20 protein-coding genes are annotated in these 21,842 nt (G+C 47.1%); all 20 read right to left on the bottom strand.

The annotated features are described in order from the left end of the window. Positions 1 to 93: 93 nt before the first annotated feature. The 20 genes from P3X63_RS09625 to dapA all read right to left on the bottom strand — a co-directional run bounded on the left by P3X63_RS09625 (position 94) and on the right by dapA (position 21,827). The gene (locus P3X63_RS09625) at positions 94 to 1,014 is read right to left on the bottom strand and encodes a dipeptidase (protein WP_026587039.1); all 921 of its coding nucleotides are present in this window, start codon (positions 1,012 to 1,014) and stop codon (positions 94 to 96) included. Positions 1,015 to 1,111: 97 nt separating this feature from the next. Continuing rightward, positions 1,112 to 1,372, bottom strand: a complete 261-nt coding sequence (gene spoVS, locus P3X63_RS09620; RefSeq protein ID WP_003181955.1) for a stage V sporulation protein SpoVS — start codon at positions 1,370 to 1,372, stop codon at positions 1,112 to 1,114. Positions 1,373 to 1,562: 190 nt separating this feature from the next. Next, a complete protein-coding gene (locus P3X63_RS09615; protein ID WP_026587038.1) occupies positions 1,563 to 2,360 on the bottom strand; it encodes a TIGR00282 family metallophosphoesterase in 798 nt (265 codons plus the stop codon). Positions 2,361 to 2,653: 293 nt separating this feature from the next. Beyond that, positions 2,654 to 4,213, bottom strand: coding sequence for a ribonuclease Y (gene rny / locus P3X63_RS09610; RefSeq protein WP_026587037.1), 1,560 nt, complete (start codon positions 4,211 to 4,213; stop codon positions 2,654 to 2,656). Positions 4,214 to 4,554: 341 nt separating this feature from the next. Then, positions 4,555 to 5,592: a recombinase RecA gene (recA, locus tag P3X63_RS09605; protein WP_026587036.1), complete on the bottom strand. Its 1,038-nt coding sequence runs from the start codon at positions 5,590 to 5,592 to the stop codon at positions 4,555 to 4,557. 171 nt (positions 5,593 to 5,763) lie between these two features. Beyond that, positions 5,764 to 7,014: a competence/damage-inducible protein A gene (locus P3X63_RS09600; RefSeq protein WP_077736822.1), complete on the bottom strand. Its 1,251-nt coding sequence runs from the start codon at positions 7,012 to 7,014 to the stop codon at positions 5,764 to 5,766. A gap of 19 nt (positions 7,015 to 7,033) precedes the next feature. Next, complete coding sequence (gene pgsA, locus P3X63_RS09595) at positions 7,034 to 7,615, bottom strand: CDP-diacylglycerol--glycerol-3-phosphate 3-phosphatidyltransferase (protein ID WP_026587034.1); 582 nt, start codon at positions 7,613 to 7,615, stop codon at positions 7,034 to 7,036. Positions 7,616 to 7,676: 61 nt separating this feature from the next. Next, complete coding sequence (locus P3X63_RS09590; RefSeq protein WP_277692771.1) at positions 7,677 to 8,573, bottom strand: helix-turn-helix domain-containing protein; 897 nt, start codon at positions 8,571 to 8,573, stop codon at positions 7,677 to 7,679. Between the two features lie 17 nt (positions 8,574 to 8,590). Further along, on the bottom strand, positions 8,591 to 9,382 hold the full coding sequence (locus tag P3X63_RS09585; RefSeq protein ID WP_026587032.1) for a YmfK family protein: 792 nt from the start codon (positions 9,380 to 9,382) through the stop codon (positions 8,591 to 8,593). Between the two features lie 213 nt (positions 9,383 to 9,595). Further along, a complete protein-coding gene (locus P3X63_RS09580) occupies positions 9,596 to 9,853 on the bottom strand; it encodes a DUF3243 domain-containing protein (protein ID WP_026587031.1) in 258 nt (85 codons plus the stop codon). Positions 9,854 to 9,923: 70 nt separating this feature from the next. Further along, complete coding sequence (gene ymfI / locus P3X63_RS09575; RefSeq protein ID WP_277692770.1) at positions 9,924 to 10,655, bottom strand: elongation factor P 5-aminopentanone reductase; 732 nt, start codon at positions 10,653 to 10,655, stop codon at positions 9,924 to 9,926. A gap of 73 nt (positions 10,656 to 10,728) precedes the next feature. Continuing rightward, on the bottom strand, positions 10,729 to 12,015 hold the full coding sequence (yfmH, locus tag P3X63_RS09570) for an EF-P 5-aminopentanol modification-associated protein YfmH (RefSeq protein WP_026587029.1): 1,287 nt from the start codon (positions 12,013 to 12,015) through the stop codon (positions 10,729 to 10,731). Then, positions 12,012 to 13,292, bottom strand: a complete 1,281-nt coding sequence (gene yfmF, locus P3X63_RS09565) for an EF-P 5-aminopentanol modification-associated protein YfmF (RefSeq protein WP_026587028.1) — start codon at positions 13,290 to 13,292, stop codon at positions 12,012 to 12,014. The genes yfmH and yfmF overlap by 4 nt, the downstream gene beginning before the upstream one ends. Before the next feature lie 142 nt (positions 13,293 to 13,434). Beyond that, positions 13,435 to 14,658, bottom strand: coding sequence for a bacillibactin exporter BcbE (gene bcbE, locus P3X63_RS09560; protein WP_077736827.1), 1,224 nt, complete (start codon positions 14,656 to 14,658; stop codon positions 13,435 to 13,437). Between the two features lie 109 nt (positions 14,659 to 14,767). Then, positions 14,768 to 15,493, bottom strand: a complete 726-nt coding sequence (locus tag P3X63_RS09555; protein WP_026587026.1) for a GntR family transcriptional regulator — start codon at positions 15,491 to 15,493, stop codon at positions 14,768 to 14,770. A gap of 143 nt (positions 15,494 to 15,636) precedes the next feature. Continuing rightward, a complete protein-coding gene (locus P3X63_RS09550) occupies positions 15,637 to 17,976 on the bottom strand; it encodes a DNA translocase FtsK (RefSeq protein WP_077736828.1) in 2,340 nt (779 codons plus the stop codon). 120 nt (positions 17,977 to 18,096) lie between these two features. Then, positions 18,097 to 18,312 carry a YlzJ-like family protein gene (locus P3X63_RS09545; RefSeq protein ID WP_277692769.1) on the bottom strand — a complete coding sequence of 72 codons (216 nt, stop codon included), beginning with the start codon at positions 18,310 to 18,312 and terminating at the stop codon, positions 18,097 to 18,099. Continuing rightward, complete coding sequence (locus tag P3X63_RS09540) at positions 18,309 to 19,055, bottom strand: ClpP family protease (protein WP_026587023.1); 747 nt, start codon at positions 19,053 to 19,055, stop codon at positions 18,309 to 18,311. The genes P3X63_RS09545 and P3X63_RS09540 overlap by 4 nt, the downstream gene beginning before the upstream one ends. Before the next feature lie 91 nt (positions 19,056 to 19,146). Next, a complete protein-coding gene (gene rnjB, locus P3X63_RS09535; protein ID WP_026587022.1) occupies positions 19,147 to 20,811 on the bottom strand; it encodes a ribonuclease J2 in 1,665 nt (554 codons plus the stop codon). Between the two features lie 146 nt (positions 20,812 to 20,957). Next, positions 20,958 to 21,827 carry a 4-hydroxy-tetrahydrodipicolinate synthase gene (gene dapA / locus P3X63_RS09530; protein ID WP_026587021.1) on the bottom strand — a complete coding sequence of 290 codons (870 nt, stop codon included), beginning with the start codon at positions 21,825 to 21,827 and terminating at the stop codon, positions 20,958 to 20,960. Positions 21,828 to 21,842 lie beyond the last annotated feature (15 nt).

The raw sequence follows: 21,842 nt of genomic DNA, 5'->3' as shown, positions 1-21,842 counted from the left end.
CAAGGATTGTAGCACGATTTTCCATCTTGGTAAACACCACTGTCCGTATGATGTGGACATATGAACACACTCTGAAAAAAAGCGGAAATTTTTTTAAAACGGGATGCGGCTGACGAAGTTTTCAAAGAGAAAACGGCGCACTTGACTGGATGAAAACGAGCGTTCCAATGCTTCAATTAGATTGTCATAATCCTTGTGGCATTCCAAATCCGGAATCACTCTGTCGATGCCGTCAAAATCCGAACCAAAGCCGATATGCCGTTCACCGCCGAGAGAACAAATATGGTCAATGTGTGTAAGGATGTCTTTCAGCCGCGGCGTCCCCTCGCGTTTCACAAATTCAGGGACAAATGTCAGACCGATGACACCGTTTTGATCAATGAGTGCTTTGATTTGATCATCCTTTAAATTCCTTGGATGCGGACAAAGGCTGTAGGCATTGGAATGGGAGGCGATCGGATATTTTGCGGCCGCCAGCGCATCCCAAAAGCTGCTTTCCGACAAATGGGAAACGTCTGTCCAGGCCCGGTTTTTGTTGGCGATGCGGATCAATTTGTTTCCCCAGGATGAAAGTCCCGCATTTCTTTTTTCCAAAGCTCCGTCAGCGAAGGCGTTCGCCCAGTTCCATGTCAGACCGAAGCTTCGGACGCCGAGCCGGAAAAAAACATCAAACAGCCTTAAATTTTTGGATATCGGCTCACAGCCTTCCATCGTTAAGATAACGCCTGTTTCATCCGCTTTCAGCGAGTGGATGTCTGCTTTGCTTCTGATTAGTTTGATCCGTTCATATTTGGCGATTTTTTCGTAAAACAGCTGTATTTGAACAAGCGCCATTTCCAGGCGCATCGCGGCCGGAACAGAAGCCGGCAGAAAAATCGCCAGGCATTGCACTTTCGTCTTCCCGTTTAAAAGCGCTTTGACCGGTGTTTGCAGTGTTGGATCGTTGTATTCATTAAGCTTCGGATTTTTCCAGAGCTTGAATAGCAGATCGGAATGGGCATCAAAAATATTCATATTTCATCCGCTCCCAGCTCTACATTTTGGCCAAACCAAAAACAACCCGCTTGCCTTAAGCAAGCAGGTTGAAGCATTGATTCGACTTATCTTTCTATCAGCGAGGTTCAACAATTAATTTAATCGCTGTTCGCTCTTCACCGTCAATTTGAATGTCCGTAAACGCCGGAATGCAAATCAGATCCACTCCGCTTGGCGCTACAAATCCCCTGGCAATCGCCACCGCTTTCACAGCCTGGTTCAATGCACCGGCTCCGATTGCTTGAATTTCCGCAGCTCCTCGTTCTCTCAAGACTCCCGCGAGCGCACCTGCGACCGAGTTTGGATTTGATTTTGCTGAAACTTTTAATATTTCCATTCCTGCTCCCCCTTAAGTTTCAATGGATAAGTGAGTGTTCATTAGAACAATCATTATTAGATGTTGCTATTTTCAAAGCCATCCCCTTTTAATTGCTTTTCAAAAATAGCAGGGTACCTTCCATTTTTACTATATTCACTAAAAGACCGGGATATTCCTGCTTTCCTTTTAATATTTTTCTAAAATGATTTTATTCAAAAAACATGTGGTCGTCATTGATTAAGATCCGTTCAATTTTAACGGCTTTTTTGCTTTGATCATCGATGTCTATGACAACTCCGCTTAAGGTTGTGCGGCCTTCGGCAATCTCAAACCTGACGGGCAGGCTTGTTTTAAAGCGTTTGATAATCGTCTCCCGGTCAACGCCGAGAATCCCGTCATACGGACCGGTCATCCCGACATCGGTGATGTAGGCCGTGCCTTTGGGGAGCACGCGGTTGTCCGCCGTCTGCACATGTGTATGGGTTCCGACAACGGCTGACACCCGGCCGTCCGTATACCAGCCGATCGCTTGTTTTTCACTTGTTGCTTCAGCGTGAAAATCGATAAAGATAAACGGCGTTCTTTTTGAAGCTTCATCAATCAGTTCGTCCGCTTTGCGGAACGGACAGTCAATCGGCGGAAGAAATGTCCGGCCCTGCAGATTGATCACAGCAAGCTCTTTGTTGCCGTTTGTTTTGATGTATGTGATCCCTTTCCCCGGGGTGCCTTCGGGAAAGTTGGCCGGTCTGATGATCTGCGGTGCTTCATCAATAAAATCAAATATTTCCCTTTTATCCCATGTGTGGTTTCCCATGGTGAGGACATCGGCTCCCGCTTGAATGAGCTGATGGTATATTTTTTCGGTAATGCCTTTCCCGTGTGCGGCGTTTTCTCCATTAACGATAACGGCGTGGGGTTTATATTTCAGCTTCAGTTTCGGCAAATAATTTTTGATCATCTCTCTGCCCGGCGAACCGACGACATCTCCAATAAATAAAATTCTCATCATTTGACCCTTTCTTTTTTTAAATAGGTTTTTCTAATAGTGTTACACAAGGTTACAAAAAAATAAAGTGGCGCTTATGCACCACTTTATTCAGCGTGTTGACAAACCCTCGCATTCGTTGTCAGGCCTGCGCTTCAGTGCTCACGAATCCAACATTCGCTCCGCTCCAATGCTCGGCCTTCCTAGACTGCAAAGGTTTTCAATCACGCTGAAAGGATGACAAAATCCTAAAACATTAAACCGTTTTAGGATTTCGTCAAAAATCTGAAATAAAGTGGCGCTTATGCACCACTTTATTTTGCGTACTCAACGGCTCTCGTTTCCCTAATCACAGTTACTTTAATATGTCCAGGGTAGTCAAGCTCGTCCTCAATTCGTTTTCGAATATCCCGCGCCAAACGATGGGCTTCAAGATCGTTGATCGAGTCTGGTTTGACCATGATCCGAACTTCCCGTCCGGCCTGTATCGCAAATGATTTTTCGACACCTTCGTACGACTCAGAAATCTCTTCCAGCTTTTCAAGCCTGCGAATATAATTTTCGAGGGTTTCGCTTCTTGCACCAGGTCTTGCGGCTGACAATGCATCAGCTGCGGCCACGAGCACTGCGATGATGGAAGTCGGTTCCTGATCACCGTGGTGTGATGCGATGCTGTTGATGACGACTGGATGCTCCTTATACTTGGTGGCAAGCTCTACGCCGATTTCGACATGGCTTCCTTCCACCTCATGGTCAATCGCTTTCCCGATATCGTGAAGAAGTCCTGCTCTTTTGGCAAGTGTGACGTCTTCACCGAGTTCTGCAGCCATAAGACCGGTCAGAAACGCTACTTCCATTGAATGCTTCAGCACGTTCTGTCCATAGCTTGTTCTGAACTTCAGACGGCCGAGAATTTTGATAAGATCGGGATGAAGACCGTGGACTCCCACTTCAAATGTCGTCTGTTCACCCATTTCGCGAATATAATCATCCACTTCACGGCGGGATTTCTCAACCATTTCTTCGATTCTGGCAGGATGAATGCGGCCATCCTGAACGAGTTTATCAAGAGCGATCCTGGCTGTCTCACGCCTGATCGGATCAAATCCTGAAAGGATAACGGCTTCCGGCGTATCGTCAATGATAAGATCGATTCCCGTCAATGTTTCCAATGTACGGATATTTCGTCCCTCACGTCCGATAATACGGCCTTTCATCTCATCATTTGGAAGGTTGACAACTGATACCGTTGTCTCGGCCACATGATCAGCGGCACAGCGCTGTAAAGCCAATGAAAGAATATTTTTCGCTTTTTTATCCGCCTCTTCTTTCGCACGATTTTCCGATTCTTTCGTCATGATCGCGATGTCATGGGAAAGCTCATTTTCAACTCGCTCCAGAATGATTTGCTTCGCTTCATCACGAGTCAGACTTGAAATACGCTCCAATTCCGACTGCTGCATACGAATCATTTCATCCACTTTGCTTTCCATCTCTTCAATATGTTGTTGTCGTTCATTCAGAGAATGATCTTTCTTCTCCAACATCGCTTCCCGTTTATCTAATGATTCGTCTTTTCGGTCAAGGTTCTCTTCCTTTTGAAGTAAACGGTTTTCTTGTTTTTGAAGCTCATTTCGTCTTTCACGAACTTCTTGTTCAGCTTCTATCCGAAGCGTGTGAATCTCGTCCTTTGCTTCAAGAAGGGCTTCTTTTTTCAACGCTTCAGCATCCCGCTTTGCGTCTCCAAGAATTTGTTCGGCTGCATTACGCGCACCTGAAATTTTTGCTTCGGCAATGATTTTACGAACATAGTAGCCAACAACTAAACAGAATAGGCTCAGCAAAATGGAGATGAGAATGGTTAAAGGACTCATACTTTCACCTCCTCTTGCTATGAACTTGTTTCTTGCTAAAAGTAAGTGTCGGCATGTACATTGTACTTTCTTCTCAACATACAGAACCTTCACAGGGAATGAAGAAGCTTCACTGCCCTTGTCAAGTTTAAATGTTTATCAATCATGTTAAGAAAAACAAGTGATACAATTTCATTGTAATTGTGTGGGAAATACTTGTCAAGCTTACGGTCTTAACGTTTGGAAAGATATTCGCCTTTTTCAAATTCCCCCGGGAAAAATGAAGGGGGGTTCGCCGGGGAGATCAAAAGCAAAAGGCTGCCTGACACGGGGCCAGCAGCCTTTTCACATATGGTTGATGATTAAAATTCGAGCTCTTCCTGAACTTCTTCATCTTTAGGAGCCGAGGCGCCGGTATCCAATCCGTAGTGCTCCCTGATCTGCTCTTGGATCGTCAGAAGCACGTCCTTGTTTTCTTTCAGGAACTGCTTGGCGTTTTCACGGCCCTGTCCAAGGCGTTCATCCTCATAAGAGTACCATGCTCCACTTTTCTGCACGATATCAAGCTCTGTGCCGAGGTCAATGATTTCCCCTTCTTTTGAAATCCCTTCACCGTACATAATGTCCACTTCAGCTGTCCGGAATGGAGGCGCCACTTTGTTTTTGACGACTTTAATTTTCGTCTTGTTCCCCATGACGTCATTCCCCTGTTTCAGCTGTTCGGCGCGGCGAACTTCAAGGCGTACGGAAGAATAGAATTTCAGCGCTCTTCCGCCCGGAGTCGTCTCCGGATTGCCGAACATCACACCGACTTTTTCACGGATCTGGTTAATGAAGATCGCGATGGTCTTCGATTTATTGATCGCGCCGGAAAGCTTCCGAAGCGCTTGGGACATCAGCCTCGCCTGTAAGCCGACATGGGAGTCTCCCATATCTCCTTCGATTTCCGCTTTCGGGACAAGAGCTGCGACAGAGTCAATGACAACGATGTCCACTGCTCCGCTTCTGACAAGGGCTTCGGCGATTTCCAGCGCCTGCTCCCCTGTGTCAGGCTGTGACAGCAGGAGCTCGTCAATGTTGACGCCGAGCTTTTGAGCGTAAACCGGGTCAAGCGCGTGTTCCGCATCTATGAACGCCGCCTGTCCGCCCTGCTGCTGGACTTCGGCAATCGCATGAAGCGCCACCGTCGTTTTACCGGAACTTTCCGGGCCGTATACTTCAATAATCCGTCCGCGCGGATATCCGCCCACTCCAAGAGCCGCATCGAGCGCTAAAGAGCCGCTCGGAACAGTTGAAATTCTTGTTTCGGTTTGTTCACCGAGCTTCATAATCGAACCTTTACCAAACTGTTTTTCTATTTGTTTAAGCGCCATGTCTAAGGCTGCCTGACGATCACTCATTCTATTTTTTCCTCCTTTATCGCTTCCGCTATATCTACTATACCTTGTTTCCGTGGATTTGCCAAGAAAAAAGCGAACGCATATTCGATTTTTTTAGAAATGAAAAATGCTTTTCCGAAAAGCGGAATGTTCTTTTTTAAAAGGAAGATCTTCCGAAAAAACTGTTGTCGGTTATTTTTCCAGCATTTTCAGCAAAAGGTGGCAGCCGTATTTGGCGGACCGTTTCCGGACGCCGGACCGGGAACCGGCGAACATGAATTCAAAGGCCTCTTCTGTTTTGCCTTTTTGAGAGATGCCGATATATACTTTTCCGGCCGGGTGGCCTTCCTGGGTGTTAGGTCCGGCCACTCCCGTAAAGCTGATGCCGATATCGCTTCCGGTTTTCGCTCTGATGCCTTTTGCAAGCTCTTTTGCGCACTGCGCGCTGACAGCGCCAAAGCGGTTCAGCGTATCTTCGGAGACGCCGGCGGCTGAAACCTTCAATTCGTTCGTATAGCAGACAGCACCGCCTTTGAAATATTCACTGGCACCGCTTATTTCCGTCAGCCAGCTGGAAAAGAGCCCTCCAGTAAAGCTTTCCGCAGCCGCCAGAGTCACCCCTTTTCGGGTGCAGGCCTTCGCAAGCTCTTCCACGAGCGATGTATCATCATACCCGTAAAAGAATTCGCCGACGCGCTCTAAAATGCGGTCTTCCGTTTCTTTCAGCAGACGGCTTGTTTCATCCGGATCGGCATGCTTTGCCGTCAGCCGGAGGGTGACTTCCCCGTCTGCCGCCAAAGGGGCGATCGTCGGATTTGTCTGCGCATCGATGAGATCTTCCAAATCCGTTTCAAGCTGGGATTCACCGATTCCAAAGAACCGCAGCACCCTTGAAACGATTTTTTCTTTTGAGCCGAGCTTTTCCAAAATCAGCGGCTTCGCTTCATGTTCAAACATCGGTTCAAGCTCTTTCGGCGGACCGGGAAGAAGCATGTAAAAACGGGACTCATGCTCCAAAAGCATCCCCGGCGCCATGCCGAACCGGTTCGGCAGGACGTCCGATCCCTTCAAAATCAGCGCCTGTTTGCGATTATTCGGCGACATCGTCCGGTTCGTTTTTTTAAAGTAATCCTCAATCGATTGAAAGGCCTTCTCATCAAGCTCAAGGGGACGCCCGACAACCTCTGCGATCGTTTCTTTTGTCAAATCGTCTTTCGTCGGTCCAAGCCCGCCTGAGAAAATAATAAAATCAGATCTTTCCTGTGCGGTTTGAATGACTTGCTTGAGACGCTCGGGGTTGTCACCGACCGCTGTGTGATAAAAGACATTAATGCCGATTTCAGCCAGCTGTTTGCTGATAAACTGCGCGTTCGTATTGGCGATTTGTCCGAGCAGAAGCTCAGATCCGACAGCGATGATTTCCGCTTTTCTTTCCAATTTCATGTTCTCCACTTCCCCATGTTTAGTCTGATGTTTTTAAAGCATCCCAGTTTTTGGCGAAATAATCCCAGCCTGATACGACGGTGAAAAAGACAGCGACCCATAGCGCAAGGGAGCCGAACGGGAATGATACGAGCTCGAATGGAAGATTGTGAAGCAAGAGAGCCGAAATGGCAATGATCTGCGCCCACGTTTTCACTTTTCCAAGCATGTTTGCCGCCACGACTTCTCCCGTTCCCGCAAGCACGAGGCGGAGTCCCGTCACGGCAAATTCGCGGCTGATGATGATGATCGCCATCCATGCCGGTGCGAGATGATACTGAACCAAAATAATCAATGCCGATGAAACGAGGAGCTTGTCCGCAAGCGGATCAAGAAACTTCCCAAAATTCGTCACAAGGTTCAGCTTTCTCGCGTAATAGCCGTCAACCCAATCGGTAACAGAGGCGAAGATGAACAAAAGGGCGCCGACCAAATGGGCGACCGGAATCGATTCGCTTCCAAACGAGATGGATCCCCATGGAAACGGGACAAGCATGATGATCATGAAAATGGGAATTAATGCGATTCTTGAAAGCGTGATTTTATTCGGTAAGTTAAACATAAAGGTTCCTCCATATGTATCGTTTTGCAAATGATGGACGCAAGAAAAAGTCATCCGGCATTTAAGATGACTTTTCCTCCTTTTTATTTTGAATCGTTATGTTTTGCGTCATCACCGATTTAGGATCAAGTTCGTAGGAAAGAGCTTCTCCGTTGATTTTTATTTCAACGCCTGGCGCATATCCGATCCGCAGATCAACCTGTTCCTGATCGGTTATATTTTTCTTAAAGGTTTCCCCTTTTTTCATCATTCCTTCTTTAAGGGAGCTTCCTTTCGCATCCCGCACCCTTACCCAGGAATCCGCCGTTGCTTTGACCTCAAGCTCAAGCTTGTCGGCGCCGGATACTTCATATGTTGTGGAAGATCCTTCACTGCCTGCGGCTTTAATGCTCAGCTCATTCTTTTCGTCTGACGCTGAATCGGTTTTTTTCTCCCCGCTGTTTTGCTGAGCATCTTCATCTTTCTGATTTTTTTTTGTCAGCGGCGAATCCTTGGAGACGTCGTACTTGCTTTGCGACTCTTCTGTTTTTGGCTGTTCGGCGGACTGCTGATTGCCGCCGCCGTTTACGGCCTGGATGATGACGTAAATGATCACAACGACAACGATAACCCCGGCCGAGACAAGCAGTGTGGGCAGAAGTTCAAGCGCTTTTGACGCAGACTTCGGAAGTTCCCTCTGCGGCTTGATCGAAGATAGCTTATCAGAAACCTCATCATTGTAGGAATTGGGGATATCCTTTTTATACTCTTCAAATAAGAGCTCTGAATTCAGTCCGACAGCTTCCGCATACTGTTTAATAAAGGCTCTTACATAAAATTTCCCCGGAATAACGTCATAGTTTCCTTCTTCAAGCGCTGTTAAATATCGTTTTTGGATTTTTGTCGCCGCCTGAAGATCGTCCAATGACATCCCTTTTTCCTCTCTGGCTTCTTTCAGCCGATTTCCTAGTTCAGTCACAACAAACACCTTCCATTTTAAAAATCAAAACCGGAAAAACCAGAATGGTCAAACATTTGCGGTTCCTCGGCATGTTCATATGTAATAACCTCGTCAGGGCTGTTACGCAATTCGATAATGTAATCAAAATCATCCATCGTATATTCCGTATTCTGCACGAAAATATCCGGATGCTCGACAACTTTGGTCGCGGGAAGCCGCATAATTTCGCTGACGAGCTGCAGGTGGCGCTCAGATCCCCTTCTGGTCGAGACAATGCCGTCCAGTATAAACACATTCTCCGGACTGTACTCATCGGCAATCAGCTGGCTTCTGATCGTTTGCTTCAAAAGTGTAGATGATACGAAAAGCCATCTTTTGCTCGCACATACGCTTGAAGCGACGATCGACTCCGTCTTGCCGACGCGGGGCATCCCGCGGATCCCGATCAGCTTGTGCCCGTCTTTTTTAAACAATTCGGCCATAAAATCGACGAGCAGGCCGAGCTCGGCGCGTTCAAAACGGAACGTTTTTTTATCATCGGCATCCCGCTGAATATAGCGGCCGTGTCTGACAGCGAGACGGTCTCTTAATTTCGGTTCTCTCAGCTTCGTCACTTTAATCGTTTCCATCGTGTTCAAAATGGATTCCAGGCGCTTAATCTGATCTATATGACGGCATTTTAACAAAAGGCCCCTTCTTGAAGTATCAACGCCGTTAATGGTCACAATATTGATTGAAAGCATCCCCAATAAAGAGGATATATCTCCCAGAAGTCCGGGACGGTTGACTTGGATTTCATATTCTAAGTACCATTCGAGCTTTGCCAAATGATAACCTCCCTATCCATCATCGTGGCAAAAATTTACCTTCCTTTATCATAAAGCATTTTGTCTTAATTAGAAAGCAGAATGTTGTGATTAAATAAGAAAAACGTCCGTTTCCCAAAATCGGGAAACACGGCGTCGCGGTTGCTTTGAATCCAAGTATAACGGCCAAGCCGTTCGAACCTATAAAAAAGAGAGAGTGAACACACTCTCTCCTTAATGTGAGCTGTTGTTTTCAACAAGCTTGACCATAACGTTCGCAATGGCGCGCTGCTCTTCTTCTGAAGCTACGCTCCACAGGTCGGCGAGCACTCTTTCCTGATGGTTTTTTGAATCGACCTCACCGGCTAAGTAATCGCCGATCTCATAAGCAAGATCCGAGATGGTTTCGTTTGACATTCCTTTTGCTTGGGCGTAGTTGAGACGGTCGCCCAAAAAGTTTTTCCACTGATCCCAATTATCCAGTACGGACATATCAGGCCCCTCCATTCTCTTAAAGTTACAGGCTTATTATTCTCGGAGGGATGAGAAACTATACATGTTTTTAACAATGCCAGCCGCCGTTCACCGATAAGATCTGACCGGTGATATAGGACGCTTTTTCTGAAAGAAGAAAGAGAACGGCGTCCGCCACCTCTTCCGGGGCTGCAAGCCTGCCCATCGGGATGTCTTCTGCAATCATCTCTTCCTCCTCTTGGGAGAAAGCCCCCATCATTTTTGTCTTGACCGCTCCCGGTGAAACGGCGTTGACCCTGATCCCGCTTGGGGCAAGCTCTTTTGCGAGGGCTTTGACAAACAGGTTTTGCGCCCCCTTTGTCATGCTGTATAACACCTCACAGGATGCTCCGGTTTCGCCCCAGATGGAGCTGATCGCAACGATTGCGCCCGCTTTTTTGCGAAGCATGGCCGGCAGAAGGTTTCTCGTCAAAAGAAACGGACTTGATACATGAAGCTGCACCATGTCCTGGACAGCTTCGTCGGACATGTCTGTGACAAGTCCGTGAAAGCTTTGCCCGCTGTTTAAGACGACAGCGTCAAGCGCCCGTCCGCCGATTGAGGCGGAAACAGCCTGTACACCGTCAGGCGCGGACAGATCACCTTGAATGATTTCCGTGTGAACACCGTATGTATCAACGAGTTTTTCGCTTAAGGAAACGGCCGCCTGTTTGTTCGCGTTGTAATGAAGGAGCAAATCGAAGCCGCTCTCGGCCAGCTTTTCGCTGATGCTTTGGCCGATTCCCCCGCTTGAGCCGGTGACAAGAGCTAATTTTGACAATGGTTCCACCCTTTCCGTTCAAAAAAGAAAGGTTCAGCACAAAGACTTTCCATGCTGAACTTTCCGGTGTGTATTATGATTTCGGAACGACTTTGCAGACGGTGATCCTGTCCTCTTCTATTTCTTCCTCTATTGCCTTGTGGACGTCTTCGAGCGTGATCGACTCGAGAACGGTGACAATATCGAACAGACTCGTCTCCAAAAATGCGTACCGTGTAAACTGATTGGCGATGTATTCAGGCGAGTTCATCGATTTTAGGAATGTACCGATTTTTTTCTTTCTCGCCAAATCGAGTTTTTCAGCCGTGATCGTCTCTTTGGCTTTGAAGAACACCTGTTTCAGTTCTTCTGCAAGCTGATCGGGCTCAGGGGTGTCGCCGCCGACAGAGGCGAAGCCAAAGCCGTGCTCTTCCGTGTAGTCGTAGCTGAATGTCTCGTCAATATAGCCTTTTTCATAAATTTTTTCATAATCGGCAGAGCTTTTGCCAAACAGACATTCAAGAATCAAGTTCATGGTCAGTTCATGTTTTAAGAGGTCGTCTCCAGTATTTCGGGGATTGACGCTTTTTAAGCCGACCATGCATTTCGAGCTTTGAACATTCATTTTGATTTCCTGCTCTTTTCGGTATACTGCGGCGGGCTCATCCACTTCTTTGCGGACGATTTCAGGCTGATCCGTATACGGTTTGTTTTCCTGGTTTTTGCGGACCTGACCGATGATCGCTTCCGCGTCGACCGGTCCGACGACAAACAAGAGCATATTGCTCGGGTGATAGAACGTCTCATAGCATTCATACAAGAGATCCTTCGTAATGTGTGAAATGCTTTCGATCGTGCCGGCGATGTCAATCCGGACGGGATGTTCTTTATACATGTTTTCGATCAGACCGAAGAAAAGACGCCAATCCGGGTTATCATCGTACATATTGATTTCCTGGCCGATGATGCCTTTTTCTTTTTCAACCGTTTTTTCCGTGAAATAAGGGTCCTGCACAAAATTGACGAGTGTTTCAAGATTATCTGCAACCTTTGAAGTGCTTGAAAAAAGATACGCCGTTCTCGTGAAGGAGGTAAAAGCGTTGGCTGAAGCCCCCTGTTTGCTGAAATGCTGAAAGACATCGCCGTCTTCTTTTTCAAACAGCTTATGCTCGAGGAAATGGGCGATGCCGTCAGGCACACGGACCATTTCTTCTTTTCCGAGCGGGACAAACTGATTGTCAATTGAGCCGTACTTTGTCGTAAATACAGCGTATGTCTTGTTAAATCCTTCTTTTGGAAGTACGTATACATCAAGTCCGCCGGGCATTTTTTCATAGTATAGCGTTTCCTTCAGCTGTTCAAATTCAATCGTTTTCGTCAAGATGCTCCCTCCGTCCCTTTCAGAAAGTACGTTGTATCCAATTCGATTTTCTGACCGACCTCAACAATCTCGTCCTTGGTGACATTGTCAATCCGGTCAAGCCATTCCTCCAAAGAAAATTCGGTTTGGGCGGCAGCCTGCTGATAAATGAATTCGACTAAGCCGTAAGGTGTATCAAGGGTTTCAAGAATCTGATTTTTAATGACCGCTTTCGTCTGGCTGATCGCCTCTTCCGTAAAGCTGCCTTTTTTCATCTCCTGGAACTGTTCCTTGATGATGTCGACGGCTTTTTGATAATTGGCGACTTCAATACCTGACATGACCATTAAAAGCCCTTTGAAGCTTTCGATTCTGGAGGCCGCATAATAGGCAAGGCTCGCTTTTTCTCTGACATTCATAAACAGCTTGGAATGGGAGAAGCCGCCGAACAGGCCGTTGAAAAGCTGCAGTGCCGGATAGTCATCGTCTGTAAAAAACGTGTTGGTCCGAAAGCCCATGTTCAGCTTGCCCTGTTTGACATCCGCATCCTCAACAACTTCCCTTGGCTCCGGCGTGTGATTGCGCTCGATCTGGGCGGCTGCCGGTGCACTTCGCTCTTTCGTTTTGAAATAGTTTGCAATGTACTGATCGGCTTGGTTTTCGTCAACATCCCCTACGACGTAAATGTCGAGCTGATCTTCCGCAATTGCCTTAGTATACGCTTGATACAGGCTCTCTGGCGTGATGCCGTCCACATCATCAAGCTCTCCGTTCACATGCAGGGAGTAAGGCTCATCTTTGCACATTTCCTGAATAAGCCTCAGGTTCGAGTAGCGCATTTTATCATTGTAGACGGCCTGAATTCTTTGTTTTAATGTGCGTTTCTCCTGGGAGACATAATCAGGTTTAAAAACCCCTCCCTCAAGCGCCGGCGAAAAAATAATGTCGGACAAAAGCTCCATTCCTTTTTCCAAAAGCGGCGTCTGGTCCTTTAAATATTTTTCATTGGCGATATCCAGGCGGAACGTAATGACGTGCTGTTCCCCTTTTTTGGAGAGGTCAGCCGATACAGAAGTGCCGTAAAGCTCGTCAAGGTACGTCCTGAGGTCAGCCGTTTTCGGATGCCTGCTTGTTCCCCGCAGGAGCACATGCGGAAAAAGAGCCCGGTTAGTCACGTCTACTTTTGTTAAAGGGGCGAGCATTTTAAAAGTAATGGAAACGGTTTTAAACTTTTCCGTCTTCACGATATGGCTTGTGACCCCGCGATGTTTTCCTTTTATTTCATTCAGATATGTCATGAAGAACCTCCTTCGTCCTTTTTATATTATGTATTATGACCCGATTCGACCATATGCTTCTCAGGCCGTTTGGTTGTAATTATATCAACTGGAGGAGATTTAAGGAAACTAAAAACCTCGCCAAAAAAAGAACGGTGCAGATTTACACCGTTTTGACCGCTTCATTCTCATCTTTCTTCGGATCAATGTTAAAGAGCACGAGAGCGACAGCGGCGAGGCTGCAAAGAAGAGACACAATGAAAATCAACCGGTCGGCATTCGTCATCATGTAAGCAAATACCGGCGGTCCGAGTGCCACTCCGATAAACCGCATGCTGTTGTAAAATGACGAAATCGTTCCGCGTTCTTCTTTTTCAATCCCCTCTGTTATCAAAGCATCAAGCGAAGGAAGGGCGACCCCGATGCCGATGCCTCCGACCGTCATAAATAAAAACAGCGGATAAAAGCTGTGGTTCCACCATAATCCCCCGAAAGACAGGGCAAGCAGGATCATCCCGATGAGAACGCATATTTTCATTCTGATTTTATTGTTTCCGATCAGCTTTCCGGCAAGGTAAGAGCTGACGGAGAGAAACAGCAGCGGAATGCTGAGCAGCGCTCCTTTTATGATCCCGTCAATCTGATATTTTTTCTCCAGATTGTCGGAGAGGTAAAACAGCACCCCGAATAAAAGAAACATGATGATCCCGCCGATCAAAAAGATGGACACCAGCCAGCGCCCTTCCCGTTTGAAAATCTGCTGAACATTTTTTGAGAAATCTATAAAAGATTTCGAATCGGCGCCTTTTTCCTTCGGCTTCGGGACAAAAAACAGCACGAGAAAAAAGCTGGCGAGCGACACGACGGGAATAAACCAAAACGGCATAAACCAGACCCATGATGCTAAAAAAGCCCCTAAGATCGGGCTCAATACTTTTCCGGCGGTGTTTGCCGTCTCGATGTCGCCAAGTCCCGCACTGATGTCTTCATCGTTTTGAAACAAATCGCCGATAAACGGCATGACGACCGGAGCGGCACCTGCCGAACCGATGCCTTGCAGCACCCGCCCAGCCAAAATCATCGCATACGGCTCTTTGAAAAAAGGTGCAGCAAAGCCTGCGAGAGCGCCTCCCGCTCCGGCAATGACAAGACATGGAAGCATGACCTTTTTTCTGCCAAACCTATCGGACAAATAGCCTGTTATCGGTATACATATAATCGCAACAATAGAATAAACCGTGATGATCAAAGACACTTGAAACGAAGAAATGTTTAGTTTTTTTTCAATCACCGGCAGAACCGGGATCAGCATCGAGTTGCCGAGCGTCATGACAAGCGGGACAGACGACAGCGCGACAATGCTTTTAACACCTTTTTTTTTGCTCACCTTTTTTCACCCAATTCATTAGGATTTCCATCCATTAGTATGGGTTGCTGCAGGTAAGTTTATGTAGGCACAGCAAAAAACAGCCGCCTATCTTTAGCGCCTGTCTTTATCAAAAACGTTTTCTGACGACGTGAAACCTGAATTTATCAGCCCTGAAATAGTTTAATGAATATAGTACCGGCCTGTCATTTTGATCATAATGAATCTGCTTCAACAATAAAAGAGCGGTTTCCGGATCACACTCAAGGATTTGCGAGACCGTATCATGGTAGCCGATTGGCACAATGTCGGCAACCGCATAGCTGATGACTGCTCCCGATTTGTTCTCCAGCCATTCAAACATCGATTCCTGTTCATGTGAAAAGCCTTTCGGCAAAATCGACGTCGGAATTTTATCTAGACAGTAGACAACAGGTGATCCATTTGCCGTTCTCACCCGCTCAAGCAAAAATATGTCGCTATCTTCAGGGTGCTGAAAGCAGAGCATATCTTCTTCCGTCGGGTCTGTCACCTGTGAGGACATAAAAATGGTTCCGGGTGTCATGTTTGCCTGTTCGATCATTTTCGTCACGCTGTTCAGCTGCTCAATACCTGAGAGAAACAAAGGTTTGGCGTTCACAAAAGTGCCGACGCCATGCCTTCTGATGAGGACGTTTTCTTCTTCGAGGATTCTGAGCGCTTCTTTGAGAGCCGCTCTCGTGACGCCCAACATTTTAGACAGCTCGAATTCAGAGGGGAGCTGTTCATTTTCGCGGTAGACGCCATTTTGAATATCATCTTTTATCCGATCAATCACTTTTAGACATAAATGTTGATTGTCAGCTTTAATCGACATGTTTTCCCTCCGTCTGACCAGATCAGATTCAAAATACCTTTAATTGAGGATAACTATATCATGTTTTGTCAAATAAATAAATAGACGTTTTATCATGCACTAGTTTACATAATGTTTTTATTTTAAACAGAGCTCTCTTCCACCTAGGAAGAGAGCTCTTCATATTGTTCTTTAGACATGAGGACTTCCCGGGGCTTTGATCCTTCATAAGGACCAACGACTCCCCTTTCCTCCATCGCGTCAATCAGCCGGGCGGCCCGTGTGTAGCCGATGCGGAATCTTCTTTGCAGCATGGAGACCGATGCCGTCTGCATGCTGACGACAAGAGCGACCGCTTCATCGTAAAGATCGTCCGTCACTTCGCTGAGCGTCTCTGACGTTTCTTCAGGAATCATTTCCTCCTGGTATTGAGCTTTTTGCTGTGTAATGACATGGTCAACGACTTTTTCGACCTCTTCATCGGATAAGAAGGCCCCTTGTACGCGAAGCGGCTTGTTGGCTCCGACAGGCAGAAACAGCATGTCCCCTCTTCCGAGAAGCTTCTCAGCTCCTCCCATATCCAAAATCGTTCTCGAGTCTGTCTGCGAAGAAACGCTAAAGGCAATCCTTGACGGAATATTGGCTTTAATGACACCGGTGATGACATCGACTGACGGACGCTGCGTCGCAATGATCAGATGAATTCCGGCAGCGCGGGCCATCTGCGACAGCCTTGTGATGGAGTCTTCAACATCGGAGGAAGCGACCATCATCAAATCGGCAAGCTCGTCCACAATCACAATAATGTATGGAAGCTCCGGCTGTTTTGCTTCTTCTGATGCATTCATCCGTTTAATATAATCATTGTACCCTTCAATGTTTCTCGTTCCCGTGTGAGAAAACAGCTCATAGCGCCGTTCCATCTCATTGACGACCTTTTTCAAAGCCTGAGAAGCTTTTTTCGGGTCTGTCACAACAGGCGCGAGCAAATGGGGAATCCCGTTATACACATTCAGTTCGACCATTTTCGGGTCGATCATCATCATCTTCACTTCATGCGGTTTGGCCCTCATTAAAATGCTTGTGATGATGCCGTTGACACAGACGCTTTTTCCGCTTCCCGTCGCACCTGCGACTAAAAGGTGCGGCATCTTATTTAATTCAGCCAACACCGCTTCTCCCGATATATTGCGGCCAAGGCCGATCATCAGCTTTGCATCGGGACGGTCATTGAGCTTGGATTCAAGCACTTCCTTCAACGAAACCATCGCGACCTCGGCATTCGGCACTTCGATTCCGATCGCCGATTTTCCGGGTATCGGCGCTTCGATGCGGATATCCTTGGCGGCTAAGGCGAGCGCCAAGTCATCACTTAAATTGACAATCTTGCTCACTTTGACGCCGACGTCCGGATAGACTTCATACTTTGTCACGGCCGGACCGAGGTGGACCTGTGTCACCTTCGCCTTGACTCCGAAGCTTTGGAACGTTCTCTCAAGCTTTCTGGCGTTATCATAGATGTTTTTTTTGTCGGTTTGCTGGCCGGTATGTTTCGGATCATCCAATAAACTGATGGATGGCAGCTGATAGTCTTTGTTTTCAAGCTCTGTAAACGCAATCTCCGGAGCGGTTTCAAGGCTCTCTGAAGGCATCGGTTCAGGATCCGCCTCCGCAGGCTCGGGTGCTTCATAAGCCTGCACCTCCGGTTGTTCATCACGGTCGGAAAAGCTTGAGATGATCGGTTCCGATTGAATCACCGGATCGGGATCAGCTGCGGGTTCAGGCTCCAGGCCGGACTCCTCAGCAGTGTTTCGCTTCCGCTGCGTTTTTCGTTTTTTTCCTGATTTCTTTTTCGCTGTATGGCTTTTTAATTGCTTCAGATCGGCCAGAAATGCGCGCCATTGATCTTTAATGAATGACGCCGCCGGGGCCGTCCATTTGATCAGCGTCTCTTGCAGCGAACGGTCGGTGATCAATAAAAGACCGATCAGAATCAGAAAGATGGCGATGATTTTGGATCCGGCAGATGCGAACAGAAAATATGATGCCGCAAACAGCACCGCTCCAATCATGCCGCCGCCGAGATCAGGAGAGCCCGCCTTGCCTTCCACATCCATCATAAACAGCTCCCACGTGTTCTGGATCACGCTTGGAGACTGGATCATGCCCCTTTCCGCCAAATGCTGAAACAGCTGTACATGGGAAAGAAGCAAAAGGCTTGCAATGATGCAATAAAGCCCCGCTTTCCTTCTCGTCAGAAAGCTAGGCGTTTTTTTCTTCCAAAACAGTGAAACGCCTGTTAGAAAGAGAGCAAGCAGACAGAGAATAAACCACTCGCCCGCCAAAAAACGGAACATGTAAATGAACGTTTGACCTGCTACGCCAAGCTGCAGAATCGCAATAATCGAGATGGCGATGCAAATTAAACCGTACAATTCAAATTTGAGATTTATCCGTTTGACCTGTTTTTGTTTCTTTTTCGATTTTCGTTTTCTTTTTGCCATGCTCCATCACCTTACTGCTTTGTAAAAAATGTTAAAACAAAGAGAAAGCAGCCTGTTTCCGGCTGCAATTTTACCTCTGGATTCCCCTATTATAGCATATTTATCCTTGCGACACTTCAGCTATTTATAAAATGTCAGCTTCAGCGTTTGTCCGGGCGCCGTTTCCTGTTTTAAAAAATCCATCGGATTTGTGCTGAGTACCTGAACCACCCGGGCTTCTTCTCCGTTCAATTCGACGAGGAGCGGGATGCCGTTAACTTCTATATGCTTTAAGTTCGTCCCTTCCGACTGTCCGGCGAAAATGACTTCCTGCGGCATGGTCGTGTATAGGATCATTGAATCATCCTTTCTTCGCCGCCGCTGTTTTGTTCAATCAATTCATTGAGCTTGTTGATCGCCTGTCCGACGCCGCCCGCTTCGTCGATCAACCCGTATTCGACCGCATCTTTTCCGACGACATTTGTTCCGATGTCACGCGTCAGATTGCCTTTGGAAAACATCAATTCCTTAAACTTGTCTTCGGAAATATTTGAATGGCTTGTGACAAAGTTGACGACCCGCTCCTGCATTTTATCAAGGTACTCAAATGTTTGCGGAACACCGATGACTAGTCCTGTCAGTCTGACCGGATGGATCGTCATCGTCGCGGTCTCAGCGATATAGCTGTGATCACAGGAAACCGCGATTGGAACACCGATCGAATGGCCGCCGCCGAGCACGATTGACACGGTCGGTTTTGACAGGGACGCCAGCATTTCCGCTATCGCCAATCCCGCTTCAACATCACCGCCCACAGTATTTAAGATGATGAGGAGCCCTTCGATTTTAGGATTTTGTTCAACTGCGACAATCTGGGGAATCACGTGTTCATACTTTGTTGTTTTATTTTGGGGAGGAAGCTGAACATGACCTTCAATTTGCCCGATGATGGTCAGGCAGTGGATGTTTGAGTCCTGTCCCATTTGCGGAAGCGACGTTTGGCCAAGCTGCTGAATTTTGTTGACGAGATTGTCTTTTCCGTCCTGTTTGGCCGGCTGCTCCCCTTGGCCGTCCCCGTTTTGTATCGGGTTTGAGTCCATCTGGTTCACCTCTTTCTCGAGTTTCTTTTGTATTATGGACAGTGGCGGTTTTTTCATACAATGTAAAAAACCAAGAGGGATCCTCTTGGTTTTATACTTCCATGATGATTGGGATGATCATTGGTTTTCGTTTCGTTCTTTCATATAAGAATTGATTCAATGCGTCGCGCATCGTCTGTTTTAGCGCAGACCATTCGACGACTGCGTTTTCCGTGCTTTCTTTCACGATTTCCCTGACAAGCTCTGTCGCTTCAACGATCAGCTCTTCTGATTCCCTGACATAGACAAAACCTCTCGTGATAATTTCGGGTCCTGATACAAGATGTTTTTTCTTTTTATCAAGGGTAATGACAACGATTAAGATTCCGTCCTGGGAAAGAAGGCGCCGGTCTCTGAGCACGATGTTGCCGATATCGCCGACACCGAGTCCGTCGATCAGGATGTTGCCTGATTGCACCTTATCGCCGATTTTGACGTTTTGGCCGCGGAACTCAACAACATCGCCTTTTTCGACAAGGAAAATGTCGCTTCTCTTCATCCCGATTTCTTCAGCCAGCTTGGAGTGTGCTTTTTGCATTCTGTATTCGCCGTTTACAGGGATTAAATACTTCGGCTTCAGCAGGTTCAGCATCAGCTTCAGCTCTTCCTGGCAACCGTGGCCTGATACATGGACGCGCTTTTGTGCGAACACGACTTGTGCGCCCGCTCTTGTCAATAGATCGACGGCTTTGGAATAGACCAATTCCTGGCCCGGCACCGGAGAGGAGGCGATTAAAACCGTATCTCCTTCTTCAATATCAAGCTGTTTATGCCCTTGTTTTGCGATTCTTGTCAATGCAGCCAGCGGTTCTCCATGATTGTCTCCTGTCAAAATGGCGACTTCTTTTTTCGGATGTTTTTTGACTTCCTGGACAGGAATGAACATATCCTCGTCAGCCGTTACATAGCCAAGCTTGATGGCAAGCTGCAAAATGGAGGAGATGTTTTTTCCGGAAACCGCAAGCTTTCTGCCGTTTTGCAACGCCGCATCAATCACCTGCTGAATGCGGTTGAAGTTTGATGCGAATGCAGCAATGATCACACGGTTTTCAGCGTTATACATCACATCGGAAATCTCGCCGCCGACAACGGCCTCTGAAGGCGTATAGCCCGGTTTTTCCGCATTGGCGCTGTCAGAAAGCAGACACAGGACACCGCTGTTGCCGATTTTGGCGATTTCACCGATATCACTGGTCTGATTTAAAACCGGTGTTTGGTCAAATTTGAAATCCCCAGTGCACACGATGGATCCGAGAGATGTTTTAAAACTGACACCGACGGAATCCGGGATGCTGTGGTTTGTCCTGAAAAATGATACTTTCGTTGATTCAAATGTAATCACCGACTTGGAGTGGACTTCTCTTAAATCGGCTTTTTTATTGGAGCCGTACTGCTTTAACGTTTCTTTTAAAAGGGCAAGTGTCAGCTTCGTTCCGTAAACAGGCACAGATAGTTTGTTCAGGCAGTAAAAAACGCCCCCGATGTTTTCTTCGTGTCCGTGTGTCAGAAAAATCGCCTTCACGCGGTCAGCTCGTTCGATTAAATATGAAATGTCCGGGATGACCACATCGATTCCCAGCATTTCATTTTCTGGATGCATGAGTCCGGCGTCAACCACGAATATGTCAGAGTCGATTTCAATGACATAAAGGTTTTTTCCGATCTCCCCGACGCCACCTAAGGCGATGATTCTAATAGCTTCTGTATTTTTTTTCAAATTGTAATCCTCCTAATCTAAGTACCCGTCCATCATCACTTGTCCCTATTATACCTGAATCTAATTTTAGAAAACAAGAACCATTATGTATATGACAAACGGCCATCCCCTCCAAAAGAGAATGACCGTTTTCGTCCGTACTCCTTTTACAAACTGTTCATCAGGCTGCTTAAATGGAGTCGCTCTTCTTCATTTAGCGGAATTAATGGGAGTCTGACAGAACCGACGTCAAGACCCTTCAGCTGAAGAGCCGTCTTTAAAGGAGACGGATTCGGAGCGGCGAAAAGACCTTTCATCAGCGGAAGCAGCTTTTGATGGAGCAAGGCTGCCTCTTTCGCATTCCCGTCTATATAATGTTTCATCATCTCCTGCATTTCCGGTCCGATGATGTGTGATGCAACGGAAACAATTCCCCTCGCTCCCACGGACAAAGCCGGCAAAGTCAAGCTGTCGTCGCCTGAATACACGGCAAAATCGTCCGGCGTTTCCGCAACGATTTTCGTGATCGCATCAAGGTCGCCGCTCGCTTCTTTAATCGCAACGATATTCGGAATTTCCGCCAGACGGATCGTTGTTTCGGGCGCCAGTGAAGCCATCGTTCTGCCCGGAACATTATAAAGCATGACCGGAAGCGATGTTTCTTCAGCGATCGCTTTGAAGTGGCGGTACATTCCTTCCTGGGAAGGTTTATTATAGTACGGGACAACGAGCATCACGGCGTCTACTCCGGCTTCCTCCGCTTTTTTTGTCAGTTTGATGGAAGCCTTCGTATTGTTGCTCCCCGTACCGGCGATAATAGGTGCGCGGCCGGCTGCTTCCTTAACCGAATGTTGAAAGAGCGCGACTTTTTCTTCTTCAGACAGTGTCGGCGATTCCCCGGTTGTTCCTGCGACAACAAGGGAATCCGTCCCGTTGTTCAATAAATAATCAATCAGCTTTGACAATTTCTGAAAATCGACGTTTTCATTTTTGTCAAAAGGCGTAACCATTGCGGTTGCAATATTTCCGAAATTCATTTTTTTCACCTCATC

Source organism: Bacillus sp. HSf4 (assembly GCF_029537375.1).
Lineage (GTDB): Bacteria > Bacillota > Bacilli > Bacillales > Bacillaceae > Bacillus > Bacillus sonorensis_A.
Note: the sequence above shows the minus strand (reverse complement) of the source record. Positions and strands in the feature narration are given on the sequence as shown.

Bases quoted from the DNA above. Each gene is read 5' to 3' on its own strand.
- P3X63_RS09580 (WP_026587031.1), bottom strand. From the start codon at position 9,853: ATGTCCGTACTGGATAATTGGGATCAGTGGAAAAACTTTTTGGGCGAC.
- P3X63_RS09625 (WP_026587039.1), bottom strand. From the start codon at position 1,014: ATGAATATTTTTGATGCCCATTCCGATCTGCTATTCAAGCTCTGGAAA.
- spoVS (WP_003181955.1), bottom strand. From the start codon at position 1,372: ATGGAAATATTAAAAGTTTCAGCAAAATCAAATCCAAACTCGGTCGCA.
- recA (WP_026587036.1), bottom strand. From the start codon at position 5,592: ATGAGTGATCGTCAGGCAGCCTTAGACATGGCGCTTAAACAAATAGAA.
- P3X63_RS09615 (WP_026587038.1), bottom strand. From the start codon at position 2,360: ATGAGAATTTTATTTATTGGAGATGTCGTCGGTTCGCCGGGCAGAGAG.
- dapA (WP_026587021.1), bottom strand. From the start codon at position 21,827: ATGAATTTCGGAAATATTGCAACCGCAATGGTTACGCCTTTTGACAAA.
- P3X63_RS09600 (WP_077736822.1), bottom strand. From the start codon at position 7,014: ATGAAATTGGAAAGAAAAGCGGAAATCATCGCTGTCGGATCTGAGCTT.
- rny (WP_026587037.1), bottom strand. From the start codon at position 4,213: ATGAGTCCTTTAACCATTCTCATCTCCATTTTGCTGAGCCTATTCTGT.
- P3X63_RS09545 (WP_277692769.1), bottom strand. From the start codon at position 18,312: ATGATCCTATACACGACCATGCCGCAGGAAGTCATTTTCGCCGGACAG.
- P3X63_RS09540 (WP_026587023.1), bottom strand. From the start codon at position 19,055: ATGGACTCAAACCCGATACAAAACGGGGACGGCCAAGGGGAGCAGCCG.
- P3X63_RS09550 (WP_077736828.1), bottom strand. From the start codon at position 17,976: ATGGCAAAAAGAAAACGAAAATCGAAAAAGAAACAAAAACAGGTCAAA.
- P3X63_RS09555 (WP_026587026.1), bottom strand. From the start codon at position 15,493: ATGTCGATTAAAGCTGACAATCAACATTTATGTCTAAAAGTGATTGAT.
- yfmF (WP_026587028.1), bottom strand. From the start codon at position 13,292: ATGACATATCTGAATGAAATAAAAGGAAAACATCGCGGGGTCACAAGC.
- pgsA (WP_026587034.1), bottom strand. From the start codon at position 7,615: ATGTTTAACTTACCGAATAAAATCACGCTTTCAAGAATCGCATTAATT.